We start from the raw sequence: 24864 nt of genomic DNA on the forward strand, positions 1-24864 counted from the left end.
AGGGCGCGCGTCAGTGCCCGAACGGTCGCTTTCGCTCAGCGTCGCTCCGGTTTGGCGCTGCGCGACATCATCTCCTTGAGGGCGACGACCGGCGGCTTGCCGTCGTGGACGATGTCGACGACCGTCTCGGTGATGGGCATGTCGACGCCGTGCCGGCGGGCCAAGTCCAGCACGGACTCACAGGACTTGACGCCCTCGGCGGTCTGCTTGGTGACCGCGATGGTCTCCTGGAGGGTCATGCCCCTGCCGAGGTTGGTGCCGAAGGTGTGGTTGCGGGAGAGCGGCGAGGAACAGGTCGCCACCAGGTCGCCGAGGCCCGCGAGTCCGGAGAAGGTGAGCGGGTCCGCGCCCATCGCGAGACCGAGCCGGGTCGTCTCAGCGAGACCGCGGGTGATGAGCGATCCCTTGGCGTTGTCGCCGAGGCCCATGCCGTCCGCGATGCCGACGGCGAGACCGATGACGTTCTTCACCGCGCCGCCCAGCTCGCAGCCGACGACGTCGGTGTTGGTGTACGGGCGGAAGTACGGCGTGTGGCAGGCGGTCTGGAGCTTCTGGGCGACCGCCTCGTCGGTGCAGGCGACCACGGAGGCGGCCGGCATGCGGGAGGCGATCTCACGCGCCAGGTTGGGGCCGGAGACGACGGCGACGCGGTCCTGTCCCACCTTGGCGACGTCCTCGATCACCTCGCTCATCCGCATGGCGGAACCGAGTTCGACGCCCTTCATCAGCGAGACGAGGACCGTGCCGGGCGCCAGCAGGGGCGCCCATTCGGCGAGGTTGGCGCGCAGGGTCTGGGAAGGGATGGACAGGATCGTGAAATCGGCGTCGGCGGCGGCCTCGGCCGCATCCGTGGTGGCCCGCACGTTCCGCGGGAGTTCGAGGCCCGGCAGGTAGTCGGTGTTGGTCCGCGTGGAGTTGATCGCGTCCGCGACCTCCGGACGGCGCGCCCACAGGGTGACCTCGCACCCGGCGTCGGCGAGCACCGTGCCGAAGGCCGTACCCCATGAACCGGCGCTGAAGACGGCCGCCTTGACCGGCTTGCTCACTTGCCCTGCCCCTCTTCCTGATGTTCCTGGGCCCGCTGGACCGCGCTGTGCTCCTGCCGCTTCCCATTGTCGAGGACCGCACGCGCGCTCCTGCGCCGCTGCTCGATCCGCTCCCGCTTGGGGTCGTAAGGCGTCGCGGGGGCCTTCTCGCCGCGGATCTCCTCCAGCTGGTGGGTGATGGCGGCCATGATGACCTCCGTCGCGTCCTTCAGCAGGTCGGGGCTCATCTCCCGGCCGTAGAAGCGCGAGAGGTCGACAGGCGGGCCGGCGAGCACGTGGTGGGTCTTGCGCGGCAGGAGGTGGGGCTTCTTGGCGTACGGCGGCAGCAGCTCGTTGGCGCCCCACTGGGCGACCGGGATCACCGGGCACCTGGTCTGCAGCGCGACCCGCGCGGCACCGGTCTTGCCGGTCATGGGCCAGCCGTCCGGGTCGCGGGTGAGGGTGCCCTCGGGGTAGAAGGCGACGCACTCGCCGCGCTCCACGGCGTCGATCGCGGCCCGGAAGGCGCTCAGCGCGTCGGTGCTCTCGCGGTAGACGGGGATCTGACCGGTGCCGCGCATGACGGCGCCGATGAATCCCTTGCCGAAGAGGCCGCTCTTCGCGAGAAATCGCGGAACTCGGCCGCTGTTGTACTGATAATGGGCGTACGCAAAGGGATCGACATGCGAATTGTGGTTCACGGCAGTGATAAATCCACCCTCGGCCGGAATGTTCTCCATTCCGCGCCAGTCCCGCTTGATCAGCACCACCAGGGGTGGTTTGGCGATCACCGCGGCGAGGCGGTACCAGAAGCCGATTCTCCGGCGGGGCACGCGGACACCTTCCTCTAGGACTTCCCAGGGCCTGTTCCGGGGGCCCGGAGCCGCACAAGTGTCGCCCCGGGCTGCCGGTCTGTCGAGAACACCGTACGCCCCGCCCTGCGGCCGTCCTTGGCGCCCAGGTGACAATGGCCGCGACAAGAGAGGGACGGAACGCCCGTGCAGTGGACCCTGGTCGTACCCCTGAAGCCCCTGGCGCGGGCGAAGAGCAGGCTCTCGGACACCGCCGACGACCAGGTGCGCCCCGGTCTGGCCCTCGCCTTCGCGCAGGACACGGTGGCCGCGGCCCTGGCCGCCACGGCCGTCCGGGGTGTGGTGGTGGTCACGGACGACGCGCTGGCCGCGCGCGAGCTGGCGGCCCTGGGCGCCCGTACCGTCCCCGAGAATCCCCACGAGGGCTCCGGGGGCGGCCTGAACGCCGCTCTGCGGCACGCGGCGGCCGTCGTACGCGATATACGCCCGCAAAGCCCCGTGGCGGCCCTGAACGCCGATCTGCCCGCTCTGCGGCCCGGGGAATTGACCCGCGTCCTGGACGCGGCCGCCGAATTCCCCCGCTCTTTCCTTCCCGACGCGGCCGGCACCGGGACGACCCTGCTCGCCGCGACCGGCGGCCATGACCTCTCCCCCGTCTTCGGCCCCGACTCCCGTCGGCTCCACCGCCGCTCGGGCGCGGCCGAGCTCGCCCTCGCCGACGTCGACTCCGTACGCCAGGACGTGGACACCGGGGACGACCTGCGCGCCGCCCTCGGCCTCGGCGTCGGTCCCCGGACGGCCGCGGCGGCCGCGCGCCTGCTGATCCCCGGCCAGTAGGCTGCGGCCATGCAGGCCACCGCGTACACCTACGACCCCGCCACCCGCACCGGCCAGGTCCTCCTGGACGACGGCACCCCGCTCCCCTTCGACACCCCGGCGTTCGACGCGGGCGCCCTGCGGCTGCTGCGCCCGGGTCAGCGGGTGCGGATCGAGACGGAGGGCGAGGGCGAGGCCCTGCGCATCACGCTGATCACCCTGCAGACGTTCTGATTTCCTTGCGGCGCCTTCGCCACCCGCCCATGGACCAGATCCCCCACGGCGAACAGGCGCCCCGGATTCCTCCCCGAAACACGCCGCGGGCCGGGCTCCGAGTAACAGGGAGCCCGGCCCGGTGCGTGTGAGTACCCGGCGTTCTAAGCCTGACGCGCGGCCGTCTTCTTCGCGGTCGTCTTGCGAGCCGTCGACTTCTTGGCCGGCGCCTTCTTCGCGGTGGCCTTCTTGGCCGGGGCGCTCTTCGCCGCGGTCTTCTTCGCCGCCGCCGTCGTCTTCTTGGCGGTCGTCTTCTTCGCCGCCGCCGTCTTCGTGGTGGCCTTCTTGGCGGTCGTCTTCTTCGCCGTGGTCTTCTTCGCGGTGGCCGTCGTCTTCTTGGCGGCGGCCGTGGTCTTGCGGGCGGTCGTCTTCTTCGCCGTGGTCTTCTTCGCCGCCGCCTTCTTGACCGTCGCCGAAGCGCCACCGCTCAGGCTGCCCTTGGGCGCCTTCTTGACCGCGACCTCGCCACCACGGGGAAGCTTCTTCGAGCCGCTCACCAGGTCCTTGAAACCCTGGCCCGCGCGGAACCGCGGCACGGAGGTCTTCTTGACCCGAACCCGCTCACCCGTCTGCGGGTTGCGGGCGTAACGGGCCGGCCGGTCGACCTTCTCGAACGAACCGAAGCCGGTGACCGACACCCGGTCCCCGCCGACGACCGCGCGGACGATGGCGTCCAGAACAGCGTCGACCGCGTCGGCGGCCTGCTGACGCCCGCCGACCTTGTCCGCAATCGCTTCTACGAGCTGCGCCTTGTTCACGTCTTCCCCTTCGGAGACATCGCCCGAACGATAGTGTTCAAGCTTTTTCGCACGTTAGGCAGATATATACCGCAAATCAAACACGAAACGGGCTTATCACCCTTGTGCCGCAACGAACTCGGACGGTCATGGAGTTCCTTCAGCGTTCCTCTACGGGCATTCGCCCCTCGTCGAGGTCCGTCGTGAAGCTCTCCAGCCGCCTTGCCGCGTCGGCGAGATCGTGCTTGGCCACGGCCGTAATGACCAGCAGCTTCCGGGTCAGCGCCATGCGTACGCCCTCCGGGACTTGCAGTGCGCGCACTCTTGCGTGCGCTTCCTTGAGTTGGCCCGCGACCGCCGTATAGAGCTCGAGTTGGCCGTCGTGTTCCATGCACAGATTGTGCCATCTGGGGCGAGTTGTCGCCTGCGCAGGGGGCAACTGCCGTCTCCCCGGGGCTCTGGGAGCACCCCGAGGCGATGCCACACCATGATGCGCGTACCCCGGCAATCACCTTTGTAACTAGGGGAGTTGAAACCTTTCTGCACATGACTTCGAAGGTGCCCGGACCCGGACATGGAGGTACCCCCAACCGTGCACGATTGGGGGTACCTGGGGGTGTCGCGGTGGCTGGAATCCGCCTTGCGCGGCCCGCCCGAGGGTGGGTCCGCGTCGGCGGATCAGACCTTCAGCGTCCTCGGCTTGTACGAGGGGCGCTTGGCCTCGTACGCGGCGATGTCGGCCTCGTTCTGGAGGGTGATGGAGATGTCGTCGAGCCCGTTCAGCAGCCGCCAGCGGGAGTTCTCGTCCAGCTCGAAGGAGGCGGTGATGCCCTCGGCGCGCACCTCGCGGCTCTCGAGGTCGACCGTGATCTCGGCCTGCGGGTCGTTCTCCGTGAGCTGCTGCAGCGCGTCCACGATCTTCTGCTCCAGGACGACCGTGAGCAGGCCGTTCTTGAGCGAGTTTCCGCGGAAGATGTCGGCGAAGCGGGAGGAGATGACGGCCTTGAAGCCGTAGTTCTGCAACGCCCACACCGCGTGCTCGCGGGAGGAGCCGGTGCCGAAGTCGGGGCCGGCGACCAGGACGGTGGCGCCCTCGCGCTCGGGCTGGTTGAGGATGAAGGTCTCGTCCTTGCGCCAGGCCTCGAACAGCCCGTCCTCGAAGCCGTCCCTGGTCACCTTCTTGAGCCAGTGGGCGGGGATGATCTGGTCGGTGTCGACGTTGCTGCGGCGCAGCGGGACGGCCCGGCCGGTGTGCGTGGTGAATGCTTCCATGGCTGTTCAGACTCCAGCGGGCGCGGGGGTGTCGGTCAGGTCGGCGGGGGACGCCAGGTGGCCCAGGACGGCCGTAGCGGCGGCGACCTGCGGCGACACCAGGTGGGTGCGGCCGCCCTTGCCCTGCCTGCCCTCGAAGTTGCGGTTGGAGGTGGACGCGGAGCGCTCACCGGGGGCCAGCTGGTCGGGGTTCATGCCCAGACACATCGAGCAGCCCGCGTGCCGCCATTCGGCGCCGGCCTCCTTGAAGACGACGTCCAGGCCCTCGGAGACGGCCTGCAGACCGACCCGCGCGGAGCCGGGGACGACCAGCATCCGTACGCCGTCGGCGACTTTGCGGCCCTTTACCAGCTCGGCGGCGGCGCGCAGGTCCTCGATGCGGCCGTTGGTGCACGAACCTACGAAGACGGTGTCCACGGTGATGGACTTCAGCGGCTGGCCGGCCTCCAACCCCATGTACTCCAGGGCCTTTTCGGCGGCGAGGCGCTCCGAAGCGTCCTCGTACGAAGCGGGGTCGGGGACCGAGGCCGAAAGCGGCGCGCCCTGGCCGGGGTTGGTGCCCCAGGTGACGAACGGCGACAGGGAGGCGCCGTCGATGATCACCTCGGCGTCGAACTCGGCGTCGTCGTCCGTCTTCAGCGTCTTCCAGTACGCCACGGCCGCGTCCCAGTCCTCGCCCTCGGGGGCGTGCGGACGGCCCTTGAGGTAGTCGAAGGTGGTCTGGTCGGGGGCGATCATGCCCGCGCGGGCGCCGGCCTCGATCGACATGTTGCAGATGGTCATGCGGGCCTCCATCGAGAGTTTCTCGATGGCTTCGCCCCGGTACTCCAGGACGTAGCCCTGGCCGCCGCCCGTGCCGATCTTGGCGATGATCGCCAGGATCAGGTCCTTGGCGGTGACGCCCTCGGCCAGCTCGCCCTCGACCGTGATCGCCATGGTCTTGGGGCGGACCAGCGGCAGCGTCTGGGTGGCCAGCACATGCTCCACCTGGGAGGTGCCGATGCCGAAGGCCAGACCGCCGAAGGCGCCGTGCGTCGAGGTGTGGGAGTCACCACAGACGACCGTCATGCCGGGCTGGGTCAGACCCAGCTGCGGGCCGACGACATGCACGACACCCTGCTCGACGTCGCCCAGCGGGTGCAGACGCACACCGAACTCGGCGGCGTTCGCGCGCAGCGTCTCCAGCTGGACGCGGGAGACCGGGTCCGCGATGGGCTTGTCGATGTCGAGGGTGGGGGTGTTGTGGTCCTCGGTCGCGATGGTCAGGTCGAGCCGGCGAACCTTCCGCCCGCTCTTGCGGAGACCGTCGAAGGCCTGGGGGCTGGTCACCTCGTGCAGCAGGTGCAGATCGATGAAGAGGAGGTCGGGCTCGCCCTCGGCGCGCCGGACGACGTGGTCGTCCCAGACCTTCTCCGCGAGTGTCCTACCCATCGCTTTCCCTCCGGCCGACGCGACAGCGCGCCGACCCAACTAGAGATCTCGGAGGTGGCGAGCGCGCGAATCCCCTCGTGGCGCGCGCCGGCCGCCGGGCTCGTCGGTCCGCGAGCCGTTGTTGTTCTGCTTCCAGAGTGGCAAGGTCCACGCGAAATTGAACTTGCGTTTCACAGAGTGAGACGCGAGTATCGTTGCATGGACAACAGTAGCGGCGTCGGCGTTCTGGACAAGGCGGCCCTGGTCCTGAGCGCTCTGGAGTCCGGTCCGGCCACCCTCGCGGGTCTGGTCGGAGCCACCGGACTCGCACGACCCACGGCCCACCGCCTGGCCGTGGCTCTGGAACACCACCGCATGGTGGCACGCGACATGCAGGGCCGTTTCATCCTCGGCCCCAGGCTGGCCGAGCTGGCCGCGGCCGCCGGCGAGGACCGCCTCCTCGCGACGGCGGGCCCGGTGCTCACCCATCTACGGGACGTGACGGGCGAGAGCGCGCAGCTCTACCGCCGCCAGGGCGACATGCGCATCTGCGTCGCCGCGGCGGAGCGCCTGTCCGGTCTGCGGGACACGGTCCCGGTCGGTTCGACCCTGACGATGAAGGCCGGCTCCTCGGCGCAGATCCTGATGGCCTGGGAGGAGCCCGAGCGCCTGCACCGCGGCCTGCAGGGCGCCCGCTTCACCGCCACCGCCCTGTCGGGTGTACGGCGCCGGGGCTGGGCCCAGTCCATCGGCGAGCGGGAGCCGGGCGTGGCTTCGGTCTCCGCCCCCGTGCGCGGGCCGTCGAACCGTGTGGTCGCCGCGGTCTCCGTCTCCGGCCCCATCGAGCGGCTCACCCGGCATCCCGGCCGTATGCACGCCCAGGCGGTGATCGACGCCGCGGGCCGTCTCTCGGAGGCCCTGCGTCGCACCGGCTGACCCCTCGAAGCGTCCGTCCCACCACGAAGAAGGCCTGCCTCAACGCCGCGGCGGGCCTTTTCTCGTGTCGTCGAACTCAGGCCCCGGTAGGCCGAGTTGGGCATGACGAAGGCCCTCCACCAGAGGTGGAGGGCCTTCGTCGACGTACCCCCGACCGGATTCGAACCGGCGCTACCGCCTTGAGAGGGCGGCGTGCTAGGCCGCTACACAACGGGGGCGTGGAGCCTGCAGGCGCTCAGTACTGCACCGCCGCAGGTCCGAGCTGGTCTACCTGGACTCGAACCAAGACTAACTGAACCAGAATCAGTCGTGCTGCCAATTACACCATAGACCAATGTGGTTTAGACCAGTCAGTACCCCCGACCGGATTCGAACCGGCGCTACCGCCTTGAGAGGGCGGCGTGCTAGGCCGCTACACAACGGGGGCCCTAGCGATCCTGCGTCGAGGTGAGTGGGTGCGACCCGAACTCTCCCCGCGGGAAGGATCTGTACCCCCGACCGGATTCGAACCGGCGCTACTGCCTTGAGAGGGCAGCGTGCTAGGCCGCTACACAACGGGGGCTTCGCGGAGTTGATCTCCGCCTGCAGATGAGCTCTGCGAGCTGGCCTACCTGGACTCGAACCAAGACTAACTGAACCAGAATCAGTCGTGCTGCCAATTACACCATAGGCCACTGGAACGCAAGCCCCTGAAGGGATCTTGTTCTAGTGTGCTCCGTCGGTTCCGGCCTTTCGGCCCGCTCCCCGGCGGCGCAGAAAGAACATTACCCGAAGGTGGACGGCGCTCCAAAACGGGTATCCGAGCCGAGGATCGCGGGGAGTTCGGCGAGGGTGGCGATCCGGTGCGGCCCGACGGGCGGGTCGACGGTCGCATGGAGATCGCCGCGGTCGATCCAGACGGAGAGCAGACCGGCGTCGGCGGCGCCCCGGCCGTCGATCTCCGGGTGGTCACCGACGTACGCGACCTCGTGCGGAGGCAGCTCCAGGGCCTCGCAGGCCACGTGGAACGCCTCGGCGGCCGGCTTGTGGACACCCAGCTGCTCGGCGCACAGCACCGTCTCGAAGCGGTCCCACACGCCGAGGGTGCGCAGCTTGCGCTCCTGGACGGGGAGGCTGGAGTTGGAGAGCACCGCGTGCCGGTGGCTGGCGGCGAGGGCGTCCAGGACGGGCAGGACGTCCGGGAAGAGGGTCCAGGCACGCTCGTAGTGGGCGACGTACCGCTCGAACCAGGCGTCCGCCTCCGGGTCGGTCAGCGGTTCGCCGAGGAAGTCCCGGACGCGGTCGCGCCGGGTGGCCTCCCAGTCGCCCTCGCCGGCCGCGTAGCGCCGCCAGTGCAGGCTGGTGAGGTCCTTCCAGCGGGTGATCGCCTGATCGACGGAGGCGTATCCGTGGAGCAGCCCCTCGACGCCCAAGTGGGCGCGCATTCCGGCGCGGTCGGCCGCGGTGTAGTCGAAAAGGGTGTCGTCGACGTCCCAGAGAACGGCCTTGATGTTCATGGAACCGACCGTAACCCGAGGTCGCTCCCCGTGTCCGGGGGACGCGGAAGGGCGGCACCCGGATCCCCGGGTGCCGCCCCTCACACACCGTGCGTCACGCCGCGAGCTTCGCCAGCGCCGCGTCGATCCGGGCCAGCGTCTTCTCCTTGCCCAGGATCTCCAGGGACTCGAAGAGGGGCAGGCCGACCGTGCGGCCGGTGACGGCGACGCGTACGGGTGCCTGGGCCTTGCCGAGCTTGAGGCCGTGGGCCTCGCCCGCGGCCAGGACGGCCTCCTTCAGGGACTCCGCCGAGGTCCAGTCGGCGGACTCCAGCTTCTCGCGGGCCGTGCGGAGCAGGGCGTCGGAGCCCTCCTTCATGGCCTTGGTCCAGCTGGCCTCGTCCTCGGCCGGCTCCGGCAGGAACAGGAAGTCCACGTTCTCCGTGATCTCCGAGAGGACCTTCAGACGGGTCTGCGCGTGCGGGGCGATGGCCTCCCACTTGGCCTCGTCGAAGTCCTCCGGCGCCCAGGGGGCGAACGGGGCCTTCAGCCACGGGGCGCAGCGCTCGGTGAACTCCTTCACATCCAGCAGACGGATGTGGTCGGCGTTGATCGCCTCGGCCTTCTTCAGGTCGAAGCGGGCCGGGTTGGGGTTCACGTCGGCGATGTCGAAGGCGGCGACCATCTCCTCGATCGTGAAGATGTCCTTGTCGGCGGAGAGCGACCAGCCGAGGAGGGAGAGGTAGTTGAGCAGGCCCTCGGGCAGGAAGCCGCGCTCGCGGTAGAGGTTGAGCGAGGACTGCGGGTCGCGCTTGGACAGCTTCTTGTTGCCCTCGCCCATCACGTACGGCAGGTGCCCGAAGGACGGGACCTCCTTGGCGATGCCCAGCTCGATCAGCGCCTTGTAGAGGGCGATCTGGCGGGGGGTGGAGGAGAGCAGGTCCTCGCCGCGCAGGACGTGGGTGATCTCCATCAGGGCGTCGTCGACGGGGTTGACGAGCGTGTAGAGCGGGGCGCCGTTCGCGCGGACGATGCCGTAGTCCGGCACGTTCTCCGGGGTGAAGGTCAGCTCGCCGCGGACCAGGTCCGTGAAGGTGATCGCCTCGTCGGGCATCCGGAAGCGGACGATCGGCTCGCGGCCCTCGGCCTCGTAGCGCTCCTTCTGCTCCGGCGTGACCTCGCGGCACTTGCCGTCGTAACCGGAGGGCCGGCCGGCGGCGCGGGCGGCGTCGCGGCGTTCCTCCAGCTCGGAGGCGGTGCAGTAGCAGTAGTAGGCGTGGCCGGCGTCCTTGAGCTTCTCGGCCACCTCCTTGTACGTCTCCATGCGCTGCGACTGGCGGTACGGCGCGTGCGGGCCGCCGACCTCGGGGCCCTCGTCCCAGGTGAAGCCCAGCCAGCGCAGGGAGTCCAGGAGCTGCTCGTAGGACTCCTCGGAGTCGCGGGCCGCGTCGGTGTCCTCGATGCGGAAGACGAACGTGCCGCCGGTGTGGCGGGCGAACGCCCAGTTGAACAGGGCCGTGCGGACCAGGCCCACATGGGGGTTGCCGGTCGGGGACGGACAGAAACGTACGCGGACGGAGCCGTTAGCCACGCTTGATCACCTTGTTGGTGAGAGTGCCGATGCCTTCGATGGTGACGGCGACCTCGTCGCCGACGTTGAGGGGGCCGACCCCTGCCGGGGTGCCCGTGAGGATCACGTCGCCCGGGAGCAGCGTCATGGCCTCGGTGATGTTGACGATCAGGTCCTCGATGGAGTTGATCATCTCGCTCGTCCGGCCGAGTTGGCGCTGGTCGCCGTTGACGGTGAGCTGGATGGTCAGGTCGCCCGGGTCGAGGTCGGTCTCCACCCAGGGGCCCAGCGGGCAGGAGGTGTCGAAGCCCTTGGCCCGGGCCCACTGCTTCTCGCGCTTCTGGACGTCACGGGCGGTGATGTCGTTGGCGCAGGTGTAGCCGAAGATGACGTCCTTGACGCGTTCGCGCGGGACCTCGCGGCACATCCGGCCGATGACGACGGCCAGCTCGGCCTCGTGGTGGAGGTCCTCCGAGAAGGAGGGGTACTGGATCTCGTCGCCGGGCCCGATCACCGAGGTGGCGGGCTTGAAGAAGGCGAACGGGGCGTCGGGGACCTCGTTGCCCAGTTCGCGGGCGTGCTCGGCGTAGTTGCGGCCGAAGGCCACGACCTTGTTGGGGAGCACCGGCGGCAGCAGCCTGACCTTGTTGACCGGGACCTTCGTACCGGAGAGCTCGAAGTCCGCGAACGGGATGCCCTTGATGATGTCGAGGACGAGCTCGTCCGGCTTGTCGCCCTCGACCGCGCCGAAGGCTACGTTCCCGTCGATGGAGAACCTGGCGATGCGCACGGGTTGCCTGCGCCCCCTTGACTGAGCTGGCTGGAGTCTGACGGTCCAGGCTAACGCGGGGCGGGGTGGCCACCTCGCCCATGAGGTCGGTGGGCACACGGAAGGGCGCCCGGCTCGCGCCGGGCGCCCTTTCACCGAGCCCTCACGGAGACCCGCCGATTCCTCACCGGAACCGGCTTGAGTGATCGGCGGATTCCGCGCGTACTTGAGCCTGCAACTACTCCGCCGCCTGCACCGGGACCGTCATCAGGATCGTCCGGCGAGGGTTGGCGGTCACGGAGGGGAGGTCGACGGAGTGCTCCTGCTCCGGCGTACGCAGGTCCTCGGCGTCGGCGAGGTGGGCCAGGGTCGTGCGCCGGGGGTTGGCTATCGTGCGGAACATCGTCGTCGTCTTCACTGTTGTCCTGGACCTCGTCGTGTACGGGCGCCGGGCGGCCGCAAGGGCCGCCCCACAAGCGCGGGTTGTTGTCGGATTCGCCATCCCTGTAAAGCGTCAGGCTAAACATCCGATTCCCGGGTCAAGTCGTGAAGAAGGCATGATCGGCGTGTGAGTTTGCTCACTCAGTAGTGGGCAAAAGGGGCAATCCACACCACCAAGCCGCGCCCGCTAAACGGACATTAGTGACCTGAAGCCCGCATTCCGCTCCTGATCATGGCGACTGGGACACCCTGCTCACACCCCCGGATCGCACGGGTATGTCCGCAATAGACGGAAACACCTTCCACGCCTGGTGACGTAGTCCTCACATGCTGTCACAGTGAACAGACCGTTACCCATTGGCCTTGTTGGAGATCCGGCACTGTGCTGGAATTCCACGGACCGCCGCAGGATCGTGCCGGCGCGCAGGGGCGCAGAGAAGAAGCGCCTGGCGGCGGTGGAAGGGGGAGCCAGCGCCGGTCACTCACGACCACCAATTGGGGACGTATTCAGGGCGCCCCCGAAGACGCCGACACCGTCCCGCCGTTCACGCGGGGGGACGCCTGGTCCAGAGGTTGCGACGCTAGTGCAGGGACGTTTCAAGAGGGATGGCAGTGCTTCGGCGGAGCCGGAGCCACACATCGGGACCGGCAACGGTTCCTCCCCCCAGCACGCCCAGAACCCGGGTCCGGCGGAGATCGGCGACGGCGGGGAGCGCTCCGGGCGCCCCGGCGCGTCAGTTCCTGCCGTGCCGCCCGGGAAGCCCAAGGGCGGCACCAAGGCGGGCACCGGCAGCGGCTCGCGAATAGCCCTGCGCAACTGGCGCATCTCGACGCGTCTGGTGTCGCTGCTGGCGCTCCCCGTGGTGGCGGCGACCTCGCTCGGTGCCCTGCGTATCGGCGACAACGTCGACGACATCCAGCAGCTCGACAACATGCGGCTGCTGACCGACATGACGAAGCAGGCGACCGAGCTCGCCGCCGCGCTCCAGCAGGAGCGCGACCTGTCCGCCGGTCCCCTCGCACACGGTCTGGACGCCACCGACTTCACCGTCAAGGGCACCCGCGAGAAGACGGACCAGGCCCGCATCCAGTTCACGGACGCGACGCAGGCCGCCGAGACCGCGAACACCACCGCGAAGATGCCCGGCGTCCGCGACAGCCTCGTCCGCGTGGTGCGCGAGCTCTACAACCTCAGCAGCATCCGCAAGAACGCCTACGTGGACCCGAAGAACTCCACGCAGACGGTCGAGGCCTACCACCGCCTGATCTCCCAGCTGCTCGACCTGTCCACGGACATGGCCGAGGCCACCAGCAACCCGGACATGATCAAGCGGACCCGTGCCCTGGCGGCCTTCTCCTCCGCCAAGGAGTACGCCTCCATCCAGCGCGCGGTCATCGCGGCGGCCCTGCCCGCGACCGACGACAAGGGCGGCAAGCTCTCCGAGAACGACCGGCTCTACGCGAACTCGGCCCTCTCCAACGAGGAGTCCGACCGCAGCACCTTCTCCGACATCTACGGCACGGGTGCCGAGGAACTCACCAAGCCGATCGACGACGCGAGCCCCACCATCGAGGCCGCCGACGTCTACGCGGACCGGGTCCTCGCGAGCGCCGGCGGTCTGGGCGGTCAGGACAACCGCTCGTACAAGGACTGGACCGACGACTCCTCGGCCAAGATCGAGCAGATGAAGAAGATCGAGGGCTCGCTCCTCGAGCAGATGGAGCAGACCGCTCGCAACCTGCGCGCCGACGCCGAGCAAGAGGCGATCATCTCCGGTGCGCTGATCCTGCTCGTCCTCGGTGTCTCCCTGGTCGGCGCCTTCGTCGTGGCCCGGTCCATGATCCGCTCGCTGCGGCGCCTCCAGGACACCGCGACCAAGGTCGCCCAGGACCGGCTGCCCGAGCTGGTCAAGCAGCTCTCGGAGTCGGACCCGCAGGACGTCGACACCTCCGTCGAGTCGGTCGGTGTGCATTCCCGGGACGAGATCGGCCAGGTGGCCGCGGCCTTCGACGACGTGCACCGCGAGGCCGTCCGCCTCGCCGCCGAGCAGGCCCTGCTGCGGGGCAACGTCAACGCGATGTTCACCAACCTCTCGCGTCGCTCCCAGGGCCTCATCCAGCGTCAGCTCTCGCTCATCTCCGAACTCGAGTCCCGCGAGGCCGACCCGGACCAGCTGTCCTCCCTCTTCAAGCTCGACCACCTCGCCACCCGCATGCGCCGTAACGGTGAGAACCTCCTCGTCCTCGCCGGTGAGGAGCCCGGCCGCCGCTGGACCCGCCCGGTCCCGCTGGTCGACGTGCTCCGCGCCGCCGCCTCCGAGGTGGAGCAGTACGAGCGCATCGAGCTGGCCTCCGTGCCGACCACCGAAGTGGCCGGCCGCGTGGTCAACGACCTCGTGCACCTGCTCGCCGAGCTGCTGGAGAACGCCACCTCGTTCTCCTCGCCGCAGACCAAGGTCAAGGTCACCGGTCACGCGCTGCCCGACGGCCGCGTCCTGATCGAGATCCACGACACCGGTATCGGCCTCTCCCCCGAGGACCTCGCGGCGATCAACGAGCGGCTGGCCTCGCCGCCCACCGTGGACGTGTCGGTCTCCCGCCGCATGGGTCTGTTCGTGGTCGGTCGTCTGTCGCAGCGCCACGGCATCCGTATCCAGCTGCGACCGTCCGACTCGGGCGGTACGACCGCGCTCGTCATGCTTCCCGTCGACGTGGCCCAGGGCAACAAGAAGCCCACCCCGGGCAAGCCCGGTCAGGGCGGCCCGTCCACCGGTGGCCCCGCCGCCGCGCAGGCCGCGGCCGGTGCCGCCGCCGCGCGCCGCCAGGCGGGCAACCAGTCAGGTCCGCCCCTCGGCGGCCCCTCCGCCGGTGGCGGACTGCTGGGCGGCGCCCCGCAGCGTGGGCAGGTCGGCGCGGGCCAGGGTCCGCGGGCCGCGCTCCCCGGCAACCCCAGTGGTCCGGGCGGCTTCGGCAACCCCGGCGGCGGCCCGCGTGGTCCGCAGGCCGGTCCGCCGGTGCCCCCGCAGGGCGGTCGTCCGGCTCCGGCCGGCGCCGGTGCCGGCGGGTTCGGCGGCGGTCAGGCGCCGGGTGCCCCGCAGGGGCTGCAGGCCGCCGGGACCGGTGGTCCGGGCGGGTTCGAGAGCTTCGACGACTCCGGACGCCAGGGCGGCTTCCCGACCGGCACGGGCCTGCGCCCGGCCGGCGGTGCCGGTGACGCCGGTGCCGGACGGCAGGGCGGGGCCGACAATGGCCCGGGCGCCGTGCCGCCCAAGCAGGGCAAGGAACGTTCCGGCAGGCGTCGCCCGCAGCTGCCCGGCCGCGGTGGCCCGCGCGCCGAACTGCCCGGCGGCAACGCCCCGGCGCGGCCGAGCTGGAGCGACGACAACGCGCAGCCGCCGGTACCGCGCGCCTCGCTGGACGCCCCGCGCGGCCACGAGGAGCAGCCGGACGTCACCGCGCCGATGCCGCGTGTGGACCCCCACCAGGCTCCGGGTTCGGCCAACGACTACTCGCGCGCCCCGCAGGGCGACTTCGACAGCCGGAACCCCGGCACGGGCACCCCGCAGAACGGCACCGGGTCCTACGTCCGCTCCGACGTGTTCGGCGGGGCCGGTGCTCCGCCGGCGCCCACCGGCCCGTCCCACGGCGCCCCGCAGGACCCGTCCTCGACGGGCCAGTTCGCCACGCAGGGTTACGACGGCTCCAGCACGGGTCAGTTCCCGGCGCCGGGCCGGCAGAACCCGCAGGACACCGGCCAGTTCCCCGCGCCCGGCAGGCAGAACGGCCAGGGCACCGGGCAGTACGGTGCTCCGGGGCGGCAGAACCCGCAGGACACCGGCCAGTTCGAGCGGCCGCAGGTCAACGGCGAGAGCTACGGCGCGCCCCGCCCGCCGGTGCCCCCGCAGCGTCCTCCGGTGCCCCCGCAGCGTCCCGCGCGGCCGCAGGAGCCGGAGGCACTGCCCCCGGCGACGGGCCCGATGGACGGCCGTACCCCGCTGTACGACACGCTGGAGACCAACTGGTTCCACGGTCAGGGCGGCCAGAACGGCCAGCAGCAGGGCAACGGTTCCGCGCCGCAGCACACCACGCCGCAGCACACCGCTCCGGCACCCCAGACTCCGGCCGCCCCCCAGCGTCCGGCGGCTCCCGCAGCGCCTGCTTCCCCCACCTGGCGCAGCACTCCCAACGACGACCTGGTCCGCCAGGCCGAACGAGCCCGTCAGCCTTCGGCGGGCGGGGTCACCACCTCCGGCCTGCCGCGCCGGGTCCCGCGCGCGAACCTCGTGCCGGGCACGGCTCAGCAGCAACAGCACCAAACCGGTCCGCAGGTCTCGCGTTCGCCTGACGACGTACGCGGCCGGCTGACCAATCTCCGTCGGGGCATCGCGCAGGGTCGACAGGCCGGCAACGGCCAGACCGGCAGCTTCCCGAGCCCCACTCACCAGCAGGAGCGTTAGTTGAGCCAGATGAGCCAAGCGGCACAGAACCTCAACTGGTTGATCACCAACTTCGTGGACAACACCCCCGGGGTGTCCCACACCGTCGTCGTGTCCGCCGACGGTCTTCTTCTGGCGATGTCGGAAGGCTTTCCGCGCGACCGTGCCGATCAGCTCGCGGCCGTCGCCTCGGGACTCACCTCGCTCACGGCCGGGGCGTCCCGGATCTTCGAGGGCGGGGACGTGGCCCAGACGGTGGTCGAGATGGAACGCGGTTTTCTCTTCCTGATGTCCGTCTCCGACGGATCGTCCCTGGCCGTCCTCGCCCACCCCGAGTGCGACATCGGCCTGGTCGGTTACGAGATGGCGCTGCTCGTCGACCGCGCGGGCGCCGTGCTCACGCCCGACCTGCGCGCCGAACTCCAAGGCAGTTTGCTCCACTGACGCCTGCGGATCCACAGAATTCACCACATCACCGTCCGGCCGCCACAGTCCCCCCACCGGCCCCCGTCAGACGGCACGACTGACCGACTTGCTGTCCCGCTCGGAGGATCAATGACCCCGCCCACCGCTCCTCACGATCCGTACGCAGAGCCGTACGGAGACGAGGGCGACCAGCCGCTGGTACGGCCGTACGCCATGACCGGTGGCCGGACGCGGCCGCGTTACCAGCTCGCCCTCGAGGCGCTGATCAGCACGACGGCAGACCCCGCGCACCTGATGGGGCTGCTCCCCGAGCACCAGCGGATCTGCCACCTGTGCCACGAGGTGAAGTCGGTGGCCGAGGTGTCGGCCCTGCTGTCCATGCCGCTCGGTGTGGCCCGGATCCTGGTCGCGGACCTCGCCGAGGCCGGACTCGTCGCGATCCATCAGCCCGGTGGCGACGAGAACGCCGGTGGCGCCCCGGACGTGACTCTGCTGGAAAGGGTTCTCAGTGGACTTCGGAAGCTCTGAATCGGGGCGGGCCACCACCTCGGCGAAGATCGTGGTGGCGGGCGGTTTCGGCGTGGGCAAGACCACGTTCGTCGGGGCCGTCTCGGAGATCAACCCGCTGCGCACCGAGGCCGTGATGACGTCCGCGTCCGCGGGCATCGACGACCTCACCCACACCGGGGACAAGACGACCACCACGGTCGCCATGGACTTCGGCCGCATCACCCTCGACCAGGACCTGATCCTGTACCTGTTCGGCACCCCCGGCCAGGACCGCTTCTGGTTCATGTGGGACGACCTGGTCCGCGGCGCCATCGGCGCGGTGGTGCTGGTCGACACCCGGCGGCTGGCCGACTGCTTCCCGGCCGTCGACTACTTCGAGAACAGCGGCCTGCCGTTCGTCATCGCCCTCAACGGCTTCGACGGGCACCAGCCGTACTCGCCCGACGAGGTGCGTGAGGCGTTGCAGATCGGGCCCGACACCCCGATCATCACGACGGACGCCCGCCACCGCGCGGACGCCAAGTCGGCCCTGATCACCCTGGTCGAGCACGCGCTCATGGCCCGCCTGCGGTAGTTCCGCGGGTCGGAAGCACCACGACTGGGGCCAAAACAGGACCCAAGTCCACAACCGCATACGGCAGTTGTCGTAGTTACACCGAAGCCGGCTGTGTCCTTTGACACGGTCGGCCTCGGTGTTCATAACGTTTCGACAGAGAAATAGGGTGGTACGACCACGCGTCGCGGTCGATCGGTGCCGCTGCGCTCACAATGCCCCCGCTTTTTGCCGGGGCTCGCTCTTTATGACCGTTTTATCTGGGACTTACATCACGCGGAATCGTTGCCTCCCAGTGTTTGGAAGTCCTCAGCGTGACGTGCTGGAATGCCTGAACTGCCCATTAGTCAAAGACGTACTAGGGCGTGGAGTCACCCGCGGCACGACGTAGGTGCCGGCGCCGAGAGGTTGTTGGTCGAGTGAGGCGAAGCAAGAAAGGTCCCGAGCCGTCGGCGCGGGGCAACTTCACCCCGCCGCCGCGCGGAGCGGCACCCGCACAAGGACCGGAGCCGACGGCAGTTCCCGCGCCCAGCGGCAGTCGTCTCTCCCCCCGCAACTGGCGCGTACCCACCCGCCTGAACGCGATTCTCCTCATACCCGTGCTGGTCGGCCTGGTCATGGGCGGCTTCCAGGTGAAGGGCTCGATCGACACCTGGCAGGAAGCGAAGGACGCCGAGAAGGTCGCCAAGATCGTGGCCGCCGCCGGTACCTACGCGGAGGCCCTCCTCAACGAGCGTGACCTCTCCGCCCAGCCGCTGTTGGACGGCGACCGCGACAGCGACGTCGTCAAGGACGCCCGCGCCTTCACCGACGAGAAGGCCGACGCCTTCCACGCCGAGGTCGTGGGGATGCCGGCCGGGCAGGGCCTGGAGCGCCGGCTGCGCCTGGTGGAGGAGGCCGAACCGGCGCTGGAGAAGCTGCGGCAGACCGCCTTCACCCGCGCCGCCGACCCGGTCCAGACCGAAGAGGGCTACGTCACCGTCGAGCACCTCCTGGCGGAGTTCTCCAACGAACTCGGACTCGGTACCGGCAACATCACCGCGTACGGCCGTACGGTCTACGCGGTCACGCTCGCCAAGGGCGCCGCCTCTCTGCAACGTTCGATCGGCACCCACCTGCTGGTCCGGCCCAGCGAGGACGAGAGGGTCTTCCGTCAGCAGGTCACCGCGTTCACCTCGTACGCCTACCTGGAGAACATCGCCGTCCAGGAGTACGTCTCCGGCGGTACCGAGGCCGACGCCGCGCGGCTCGAGTCGGTCATGGCGCAGAAGACCGAAGAGGGCAAGAAGCAGGCGGCCGAGGCCGCCGCGAAGGACCCGGACTACGTCGCGCCGCCGGACACCATGCTGAAGATGATCCAGGCGATCGGCAGCGGTGCCTCCCCCGAGGACCTCGCCAAGCAGGGCGTCACCTACCAGAACTGGATGGCGGCCTCCACCCTGAAGTTCGAGGGCTACAGCGAGGTCGAGACCGAGCTGATCAACCGCGCCGTGGCCGAGGCCGGCCAGATCGCCTCCGACGCCCAGCGCGACGCCTACATCAACGGCGCCATCGTCATCGTCGCCCTGCTCGCCGCGTTCATCATCGCCGGGATCATGGCCCGCCAGATGAGCCGCTCGATGCGCCAGCTGCGCAACGCCGCCTTCGGCATCGCCGAGCAGCGTCTGCCGATGCTGGTCGACCAGCTCTCGCGCACCGACCCCGGCCGGGTCGACACCCGGGTGGCACCGATCCCGATCACCTCCACGGACGAGATCGGCGAGGTCGCCCGCGCCTTCGACCAGGTCCACCGCGAGGCCGTCCGGCTCGCCGCCGAGCAGGCCCTGCTGCGGGGCAACATCAACGCGATCTTCACCAACCTCTCGCGCCGCAACCAGTCGCTGATCGAGGGCCAGCTGACCCTGATCACCGACCTGGAGAACAACGAGGCCGACCCGGACCAGCTGGAGAACCTCTTCAAGCTGGACCACCTGGCGACCCGTATGCGCCGCAACGGCGAGAACCTCCTGGTCCTCGCCGGCGAGGAGCCCGGTCGCCGCTGGGACCAGCCGGTCCCGCTGGTGGACGTGCTGCGTGCCGCCTCCTCCGAGGTGGAGCAGTACGAGCGCATCGAGCTCTCCGGCGTCCCGGAGGCCGAGATCCACGGCCGCGCCGTGACCGACCTCGTGCACCTGCTGGCCGAGCTGCTTGAGAACGCCACCACGTTCTCCTCGCCCCAGACCAAGGTCCGCGTCACCGCGACCCGTCTCCCCGACGGCCGTGTGATGATCGAGATCCACGACAAGGGCATCGGCCTCACCGCCGAGGACTTCGCGGACATCAACCACAAGCTGGCCAACCCGCCGACCGTGGACGCCGCGATCTCGCAGCGCATGGGTCTGTTCGTGGTCGGCCGCCTGTCCGACCGGCACGGCATCCGCGTCCAGCTCCGCCCCTCGGGCGAGCAGGCCGGTACGACCTCGCTGGTCATGCTCCCCGACGTCATCACCCACGGTGGCGGTGGCGAGCAGCAGCCGGCCGCCGACCAGTTCACGGTCTCGCAGATCATCCCCGAGCAGCACTCGTTCCAGCAGCCGGCCGTGGCCCCGATGCGGACCGCCGCCGAGCTGGGCTTCGACGACAGCCGCTACGAGGTTCCGGACGACATCCGCGACCTGGACCCCGTGGGCCGGTCCCTGATGCGCGAGGAGCGCCGCGCGGCCCTGGAGTCCCAGGCGCACCAGAACCCGCAGCTGCCCGCCGGCGAGGCGCCGCGCTACGGCGACGACTTCCAGGCGCCCGAGCCGTCCTACGACAACGGCGCGAGCGCGTACGCGGACCCGCAGCGGTCGTACGACCATCAGACGGCGTACGAGGAGCCGCAGCAGCCGTCGTACGACGAGGCGTACTTCGGCCAGGGCAACGGCATGGCGAACGGCAACGGGCACCTGCCGGGCGGGAACGACACGTTCAGCGCTACCGGCGGTTACCCCGAGCCCGCCTATGCGGAGCCCGTCCAGGAGGACCACACGGCGGCCGCCGCGAACGCCCCGGAGACGTACACGGGCTTCGAAGAGCCGTCCTATCAGGACGACTGGCCGCAGCAGCAGGACTACCAGAGCTCGTACCGCTCCGAGTACGCTCCGGAACCGGAATCTGCGCAGGCCGCTGACGTGACGGAGCCGGACCGCGTAGGCTTCGACCGTCCGGGACCCACCCCTTCCGCCGGCCACGCGCTGACCGACGCCGGCCTGCCCCGCCGCGGCTCCACCGCGAGCGCGGGCGGCACGAGCGCGGGCGCCGCGAACGGACGACAGGATGTGGCCCAGGACCAGCCGACGACGGCCGGGGGACCGAACGGCGACTGGCGCTCCGCCAACGACGAGCGCTGGCAGCAGGCCTCCCAGCTGAAGAAGCCCAAGGCAGGCGGGGTCACCTCCTCCGGTCTGCCTCGGCGGGTGCCCAAGGCCAACCTGGTCGAGGGCGCCGCCACGACGACCCCGCAGGGAGGTCCACAGATCTCCCGTGCTCCCGAGGACGTCCGGGGCAGGCTGAGCAACCTGCGCCGTGGTGTCCAGCGTGGGCGCAACGCAGGCAGTGAAACGAACGGCCAGGGCTTCGGTCCTGACAGCACCTACAACCAGGAGCGTTAGTGTGAGCCCGATGAGCCAGGCGGCACAGAACCTGAACTGGTTGATCACCAATTTCGTGGACAACACCCCCGGGGTGTCGCACACGGTGGTGGTCTCCGCCGACGGACTCCTTCTGGCGATGTCCGAAGGGTTTCCCCGCGACCGTGCCGACCAGCTGGCGGCCGTCGCGTCGGGTCTGACCTCTCTGACCGCGGGTGCCTCCCGCATTTTCGAAGGTGGCAGCGTCAACCAGACGGTTGTGGAGATGGAGCGGGGATTCCTGTTCATCATGTCCATTTCCGACGGATCCTCGCTCGCCGTTCTCGCACATCCGGAAGCCGACATCGGCCTCATCGGGTACGAGATGGCCCTTCTGGTGGACCGTGCCGGTACGGTCCTGACGCCCGATCTTCGTGCGGAGCTCCAGGGCAGCCTGCTCAACTAACAGTCAGACGGTGCGTTTTGACGTCCCGGGGCCGTAAGGTTTCGGGACGCGGCTTCCAATGAGCCATGGATGCCAGCACAGTCGGAGGAGGAGAGAACGTGGCAACACCCCCAGGCGGTTCATCGTCGGGCAACTGGTCCTACCCTGGCCAGGGGCCGGGCCAGGGTGACCAGAACCGGTACAACTTCCCCTCCGCACCGAGCCGCCAGCAGCCGTACGCACCGCAGGGCCCCGGCCCCTCGCCGTACGACCAGCCGCCGGCGCCGCGCATCCAGCCCGTGCAGCCGCAGCGCCGCACCCCGGAGCCGTCGCCCGCCGGCGCGGCGACCAACCCCCTGGTGCGCCCGTACGCCATGACGGGCGGCCGCACCAGGCCGCGCTACCAGCTCGCCATCGAGGCACTGGTGCACACCACCGCGCAGCCGCACCAGATGCAGGGCCAGTTGCCCGAGCATCAGCGGATCTGCAACCTCTGCCGAGAGATCAAGTCGGTCGCCGAGATCTCGGCGCTGCTGACCATCCCCCTCGGCGTGGCCAGGATCCTCGTCGCCGACTTGGCGGAGGCAGGCCTGGTCGCCATTCATCAGCCCGGCGGCGACGAGAGCGCCGGCGGCCAGCCAGACGTGACACTGCTCGAAAGGGTGCTCAGTGGACTTCGCAAGCTCTAGCGGCGGTCCTTCCCGCTCCACCACCTCGGCGAAGATCGTGGTGGCGGGTGGCTTCGGCGTGGGCAAGACCACGTTCGTCGGGGCCGTCTCGGAGATCAACCCGCTGCGTACCGAGGCCGTGATGACGTCCGCGTCCGCGGGCATCGACGACCTCACCCACACCGGGGACAAGACGACCACCACGGTCGCCATGGACTTCGGCCGCATCACCCTCGACCAGGACCTGATCCTGTACCTGTTCGGCACCCCCGGCCAGGACCGCTTCTGGTTCATGTGGGACGACCTCGTGCGGGGCGCCATCGGCGCGATCGTGCTGGTCGACACCCGGCGGCTGGCCGACTGCTTCCCGGCCGTCGACTACTTCGAGAACAGCGGCCTGCCGTTCGTCATCGCGCTGAACGGGTTCGACGGTCAGCAGCCGTACAACCCGGACGAAGTCCGGGAAGCCCTTCAGATCGGTCCGGACACCCCGATCATCACGACGGACGCGCGGCATCGGGCCGATGCGAAGTCGGCGCTGATCACCCTGGTGGAGCATGCGCTGATGGCCCGGCTTCGGTAGCGGCCGCGGCTTCGACAGGGACCTCTTCCTTCGTGGGAGGGGTCCTTGTTCGTTGTCGGGTGCGGGTCCGGTGGGGGCTGGTCTTTCAGGGGCGCGGGGAACTGCGCGAGAAGCCCCACCGGACCCGCAGACACCCCGCACGCCAAAGGGCCCCCTCCCAGTAGGAAGGGGGCCCTTTCAAGCCACGGCTCAGCGCCAGCTGTGCGGTGCCCGGAAGCCCGGCTCGCGCTCCAGGCGGCGCCAGCCCGCGCGGAGGCGGCCGCGGTGGGCCGGGAGGGTCTCGGTCGGCTGCGCGGCCGCCCGGGCGAGCAGCAGCGCGGTGATCGCGGCCACTTCCTCGGGCTCGGCGTGGCCCTTCTCGACGCGAATATCAGGCAGCTTCATGGGTGTCAGTCTCCGTGGATGAGGTTTCCGCAGGGGTACCGCGAAGGAACCGGCGGGTTACTGCGGCGGGTTGCCGTGCTTGCGGGACGGCAGGTCCGCGTGCTTGGTGTGGAGCATCGCGAGGGAGCGGATGAGGACCGCGCGGGTGTCCGCGGGGTCGATCACGTCGTCCACGAGGCCGCGCTCGGCCGCGTAGTACGGGTGCATCAGCTCGGCCTTGTACTCCTTGACCATCCGGACCCGCATGGCCTCGGGGTCCTCGGCCTCGGCGATCTGGCGCCGGAAGATGACGTTGGCGGCACCTTCGGCGCCCATGACGGCGATCTCGTTGGTCGGCCAGGCGTAGGTGAGGTCGGCCCCGATGGACTGGCTGTCCATGACGATGTAGGCACCTCCGTACGCCTTGCGCAGGATCAGGGAGATCCGGGGCACGGTCGCGTTGCAGTACGCGTACAGCAGCTTCGCGCCGTGGCGGATGATTCCACCGTGCTCCTGGTCGACGCCCGGGAGGAAGCCGGGTACGTCCAGGAGAGTGACGATCGGGATGTTGAAGGCATCGCACATCTGTACGAACCGCGCGGCCTTCTCGCTGGCCTCGATGTCGAGGACGCCCGCGAGGGACTGCGGCTGGTTGGCGACGATGCCGACCACCTGACCGTCGAGCCGGCCCAGGGCGCAGATGATGTTGCGGGCCCAGCGCTCGTGGACCTCCAGGTAGTCGCCGTCGTCGACGATCTCCTCGATGACCTTGGCCATGTCGTACGGCCGGTTGCCGTCGGCCGGGACCAGGTCGAGGAGGACGTCGCCGCGGCGGTCGGCGGCGTCGGAGGCCTCCACGCGCGGCGGGTTCTCACGGTTGTTCTGCGGCAGCATCGACAGGAGGTAGCGCACCTCGGCGATGCAGGTCTCCTCGTCGTCGTACGCGAAGTGCGCGACGCCGGAGGTCTCGGCGTGCACGTCCGCGCCGCCGAGGCCGTTCTGGGTGATCTCCTCACCGGTGACCGCCTTGACGACGTCCGGGCCGGTGATGAACATCTGCGAGGTCTCGCGGACCATGAAGACGAAGTCGGTGAGGGCGGGGCTGTAGGCCGCGCCGCCCGCGCAGGGGCCGAGCATCACCGAGATCTGGGGGATGACACCCGAGGCCCTGGTGTTGCGCTGGAAGATGCCGCCGTAGCCGGCGAGCGCCGAGACGCCCTCCTGGATACGGGCGCCCGCGCCGTCGTTGAGCGAGACCAGGGGGGCACCGGCCGCGATGGCCATGTCCATGATCTTGTGGATCTTCGTGGCGTGGGCCTCGCCGAGGGCGCCGCCGAAGATGCGGAAGTCGTGGGCGTAGACGAAGACCGTACGGCCCTCCACCGTGCCCCAGCCGGTGACGACGCCGTCGGTGTACGGCTTCTTGGCCTCCAGACCGAATCCGGTGGCCCGGTGCCGGCGCAGCTGCTCGACCTCGTTGAACGAACCCGGGTCCAGCAGCAGCTCGATGCGCTCCCGGGAGGTCAGCTTGCCCTTGGCGTGCTGCGCCTCGGTCGCCTTCTCGCTGGGGCCGGCCAACGCCTGGGCACGGATCTCGTGCAGTTCGGCCACTCGCCCGCGCGCGTCCGTCGGCTCACCCGGTGCCTCATCCAAAACGGTCATGTAGCGACCTTACGAAGCCGAGCGAGGAAAGCGGTCCGTCGACTCCGTACAGTCTCCGGCGTGTTTTCCTGGTACCCCTGAACAGAACCTCG

Annotated in this window: 23 protein-coding genes and 5 tRNA genes; 11 read left to right on the forward strand and 17 right to left on the reverse strand. The window is 69.8% G+C overall.

The window, feature by feature from the left end:
* Positions 1 to 35: 35 nt before the first annotated feature.
* Both ACZ52C_RS29105 and ACZ52C_RS29110 read right to left on the reverse strand, forming a co-directional pair.
* Positions 36 to 1046 carry an NAD(P)H-dependent glycerol-3-phosphate dehydrogenase gene (locus tag ACZ52C_RS29105; protein WP_045561485.1) on the reverse strand — a complete coding sequence of 337 codons (1011 nt, stop codon included), beginning with the start codon at positions 1044 to 1046 and terminating at the stop codon, positions 36 to 38.
* On the reverse strand, positions 1043 to 1858 hold the full coding sequence (locus ACZ52C_RS29110) for a lysophospholipid acyltransferase family protein (RefSeq protein WP_469077539.1): 816 nt from the start codon (positions 1856 to 1858) through the stop codon (positions 1043 to 1045). The genes ACZ52C_RS29105 and ACZ52C_RS29110 overlap by 4 nt, the downstream gene beginning before the upstream one ends.
* A 165-nt stretch (positions 1859 to 2023) precedes the next feature.
* On the opposite strand from ACZ52C_RS29110, the gene cofC reads away from it, so the two are divergent.
* Both cofC and ACZ52C_RS29120 read left to right on the forward strand, forming a co-directional pair.
* Positions 2024 to 2674, forward strand: a complete 651-nt coding sequence (gene cofC, locus ACZ52C_RS29115; protein WP_469077540.1) for a 2-phospho-L-lactate guanylyltransferase — start codon at positions 2024 to 2026, stop codon at positions 2672 to 2674.
* Positions 2675 to 2683: 9 nt separating this feature from the next.
* Positions 2684 to 2887: a hypothetical protein gene (locus ACZ52C_RS29120; protein ID WP_033526894.1), complete on the forward strand. Its 204-nt coding sequence runs from the start codon at positions 2684 to 2686 to the stop codon at positions 2885 to 2887.
* A gap of 143 nt (positions 2888 to 3030) precedes the next feature.
* Here the strand turns inward: ACZ52C_RS29120 and ACZ52C_RS29125 are convergent, their stop codons facing one another.
* From ACZ52C_RS29125 to leuC, 4 genes are all read right to left on the reverse strand, one after another.
* Positions 3031 to 3684, reverse strand: coding sequence for an HU family DNA-binding protein (locus ACZ52C_RS29125; protein ID WP_469077541.1), 654 nt, complete (start codon positions 3682 to 3684; stop codon positions 3031 to 3033).
* Between the two features lie 139 nt (positions 3685 to 3823).
* Entirely contained in the window at positions 3824 to 4054 is a 231-nt protein-coding gene (locus ACZ52C_RS29130) for an SCO5555 family protein (protein WP_469077542.1), read from the reverse strand.
* A gap of 287 nt (positions 4055 to 4341) precedes the next feature.
* A complete protein-coding gene (gene leuD / locus ACZ52C_RS29135; RefSeq protein ID WP_469077543.1) occupies positions 4342 to 4935 on the reverse strand; it encodes a 3-isopropylmalate dehydratase small subunit in 594 nt (197 codons plus the stop codon).
* Between the two features lie 6 nt (positions 4936 to 4941).
* Positions 4942 to 6366 (reverse strand): 3-isopropylmalate dehydratase large subunit, encoded by a 1425-nt coding sequence (leuC, locus tag ACZ52C_RS29140; RefSeq protein WP_319110673.1) that lies wholly within the window; start codon positions 6364 to 6366, stop codon positions 4942 to 4944.
* 198 nt (positions 6367 to 6564) lie between these two features.
* Between leuC and ndgR the strand changes: the two genes are divergently transcribed.
* A complete protein-coding gene (gene ndgR, locus ACZ52C_RS29145; protein ID WP_020270051.1) occupies positions 6565 to 7281 on the forward strand; it encodes an IclR family transcriptional regulator NdgR in 717 nt (238 codons plus the stop codon).
* Positions 7282 to 7426: 145 nt separating this feature from the next.
* Here ndgR and ACZ52C_RS29150 read toward each other — a convergent pair.
* From ACZ52C_RS29150 to ACZ52C_RS29190, 9 genes are all read right to left on the reverse strand, one after another.
* A tRNA-Glu gene (locus ACZ52C_RS29150) sits at positions 7427 to 7499 on the reverse strand.
* A gap of 44 nt (positions 7500 to 7543) precedes the next feature.
* A tRNA-Gln gene (locus tag ACZ52C_RS29155) sits at positions 7544 to 7615 on the reverse strand.
* Positions 7616 to 7635: 20 nt separating this feature from the next.
* Positions 7636 to 7708: transfer RNA gene (locus ACZ52C_RS29160), tRNA-Glu, on the reverse strand.
* A gap of 62 nt (positions 7709 to 7770) precedes the next feature.
* Positions 7771 to 7843: transfer RNA gene (locus tag ACZ52C_RS29165), tRNA-Glu, on the reverse strand.
* Positions 7844 to 7883: 40 nt separating this feature from the next.
* Positions 7884 to 7955, reverse strand: a tRNA-Gln gene (locus ACZ52C_RS29170).
* 90 nt (positions 7956 to 8045) lie between these two features.
* Positions 8046 to 8777, reverse strand: coding sequence for an HAD family hydrolase (locus tag ACZ52C_RS29175; protein ID WP_469077544.1), 732 nt, complete (start codon positions 8775 to 8777; stop codon positions 8046 to 8048).
* A 94-nt stretch (positions 8778 to 8871) separates the two neighbouring features.
* Positions 8872 to 10347: a glutamate--tRNA ligase gene (gene gltX / locus ACZ52C_RS29180; protein ID WP_469077545.1), complete on the reverse strand. Its 1476-nt coding sequence runs from the start codon at positions 10345 to 10347 to the stop codon at positions 8872 to 8874.
* Entirely contained in the window at positions 10340 to 11116 is a 777-nt protein-coding gene (locus ACZ52C_RS29185) for a fumarylacetoacetate hydrolase family protein (RefSeq protein WP_319110667.1), read from the reverse strand. Before ACZ52C_RS29185 ends, gltX begins: the two co-directional genes overlap by 8 nt.
* 217 nt (positions 11117 to 11333) lie before the next feature.
* Positions 11334 to 11513 (reverse strand): hypothetical protein, encoded by a 180-nt coding sequence (locus ACZ52C_RS29190; RefSeq protein WP_060883163.1) that lies wholly within the window; start codon positions 11511 to 11513, stop codon positions 11334 to 11336.
* 607 nt (positions 11514 to 12120) lie between these two features.
* Here ACZ52C_RS29190 and ACZ52C_RS29195 point away from each other — a divergent pair.
* From ACZ52C_RS29195 to ACZ52C_RS29230, 8 genes are all read left to right on the forward strand, one after another.
* Entirely contained in the window at positions 12121 to 15993 is a 3873-nt protein-coding gene (locus ACZ52C_RS29195) for a sensor histidine kinase (RefSeq protein WP_469077546.1), read from the forward strand.
* A gap of 9 nt (positions 15994 to 16002) precedes the next feature.
* Positions 16003 to 16416: a roadblock/LC7 domain-containing protein gene (locus tag ACZ52C_RS29200; protein WP_005479910.1), complete on the forward strand. Its 414-nt coding sequence runs from the start codon at positions 16003 to 16005 to the stop codon at positions 16414 to 16416.
* 111 nt (positions 16417 to 16527) lie between these two features.
* A complete protein-coding gene (locus tag ACZ52C_RS29205) occupies positions 16528 to 16926 on the forward strand; it encodes a DUF742 domain-containing protein (protein ID WP_009314205.1) in 399 nt (132 codons plus the stop codon).
* A complete protein-coding gene (locus tag ACZ52C_RS29210; RefSeq protein ID WP_469077547.1) occupies positions 16907 to 17482 on the forward strand; it encodes a GTP-binding protein in 576 nt (191 codons plus the stop codon). Before ACZ52C_RS29205 ends, ACZ52C_RS29210 begins: the two co-directional genes overlap by 20 nt.
* Positions 17483 to 17880: 398 nt before the next feature.
* The gene (locus tag ACZ52C_RS29215; protein ID WP_469077548.1) at positions 17881 to 21093 is read left to right on the forward strand and encodes a sensor histidine kinase; all 3213 of its coding nucleotides are present in this window, start codon (positions 17881 to 17883) and stop codon (positions 21091 to 21093) included.
* A 10-nt stretch (positions 21094 to 21103) separates the two neighbouring features.
* Positions 21104 to 21517 (forward strand): roadblock/LC7 domain-containing protein, encoded by a 414-nt coding sequence (locus ACZ52C_RS29220; protein ID WP_004983065.1) that lies wholly within the window; start codon positions 21104 to 21106, stop codon positions 21515 to 21517.
* Positions 21518 to 21615: 98 nt separating this feature from the next.
* On the forward strand, positions 21616 to 22185 hold the full coding sequence (locus ACZ52C_RS29225) for a DUF742 domain-containing protein (RefSeq protein WP_045561500.1): 570 nt from the start codon (positions 21616 to 21618) through the stop codon (positions 22183 to 22185).
* Positions 22166 to 22747 (forward strand): GTP-binding protein, encoded by a 582-nt coding sequence (locus tag ACZ52C_RS29230; protein WP_009314218.1) that lies wholly within the window; start codon positions 22166 to 22168, stop codon positions 22745 to 22747. The genes ACZ52C_RS29225 and ACZ52C_RS29230 overlap by 20 nt, the downstream gene beginning before the upstream one ends.
* Positions 22748 to 22936: 189 nt before the next feature.
* Here ACZ52C_RS29230 and ACZ52C_RS29235 read toward each other — a convergent pair whose 3' ends face one another.
* Together ACZ52C_RS29235 and ACZ52C_RS29240 are read right to left on the reverse strand one after the other, a co-directional pair.
* On the reverse strand, positions 22937 to 23131 hold the full coding sequence (locus ACZ52C_RS29235; RefSeq protein WP_045561501.1) for an acyl-CoA carboxylase epsilon subunit: 195 nt from the start codon (positions 23129 to 23131) through the stop codon (positions 22937 to 22939).
* Positions 23132 to 23188: 57 nt separating this feature from the next.
* Positions 23189 to 24772: an acyl-CoA carboxylase subunit beta gene (locus ACZ52C_RS29240; RefSeq protein WP_469077549.1), complete on the reverse strand. Its 1584-nt coding sequence runs from the start codon at positions 24770 to 24772 to the stop codon at positions 23189 to 23191.
* Positions 24773 to 24864: the final 92 nt, after the last annotated feature.

Source organism: Streptomyces sp. NPDC034049 (assembly GCF_055575575.1).

Coding starts and splice junctions, on each gene's coding strand:
- ACZ52C_RS29120 (WP_033526894.1), top strand. CDS start 2,684: ATGCAGGCCACCGCGTACACCTACGACCCCGCCACCCGCACCGGCCAG.
- ACZ52C_RS29130 (WP_469077542.1), bottom strand. CDS start 4,054: ATGGAACACGACGGCCAACTCGAGCTCTATACGGCGGTCGCGGGCCAA.
- leuD (WP_469077543.1), bottom strand. CDS start 4,935: ATGGAAGCATTCACCACGCACACCGGCCGGGCCGTCCCGCTGCGCCGC.
- leuC (WP_319110673.1), bottom strand. CDS start 6,366: ATGGGTAGGACACTCGCGGAGAAGGTCTGGGACGACCACGTCGTCCGG.
- ndgR (WP_020270051.1), top strand. CDS start 6,565: ATGGACAACAGTAGCGGCGTCGGCGTTCTGGACAAGGCGGCCCTGGTC.
- ACZ52C_RS29175 (WP_469077544.1), bottom strand. CDS start 8,777: ATGAACATCAAGGCCGTTCTCTGGGACGTCGACGACACCCTTTTCGAC.
- ACZ52C_RS29200 (WP_005479910.1), top strand. CDS start 16,003: ATGAGCCAAGCGGCACAGAACCTCAACTGGTTGATCACCAACTTCGTG.
- ACZ52C_RS29205 (WP_009314205.1), top strand. CDS start 16,528: ATGACCCCGCCCACCGCTCCTCACGATCCGTACGCAGAGCCGTACGGA.
- ACZ52C_RS29220 (WP_004983065.1), top strand. CDS start 21,104: ATGAGCCAGGCGGCACAGAACCTGAACTGGTTGATCACCAATTTCGTG.
- ACZ52C_RS29235 (WP_045561501.1), bottom strand. CDS start 23,131: ATGAAGCTGCCTGATATTCGCGTCGAGAAGGGCCACGCCGAGCCCGAG.
- ACZ52C_RS29240 (WP_469077549.1), bottom strand. CDS start 24,772: ATGACCGTTTTGGATGAGGCACCGGGTGAGCCGACGGACGCGCGCGGG.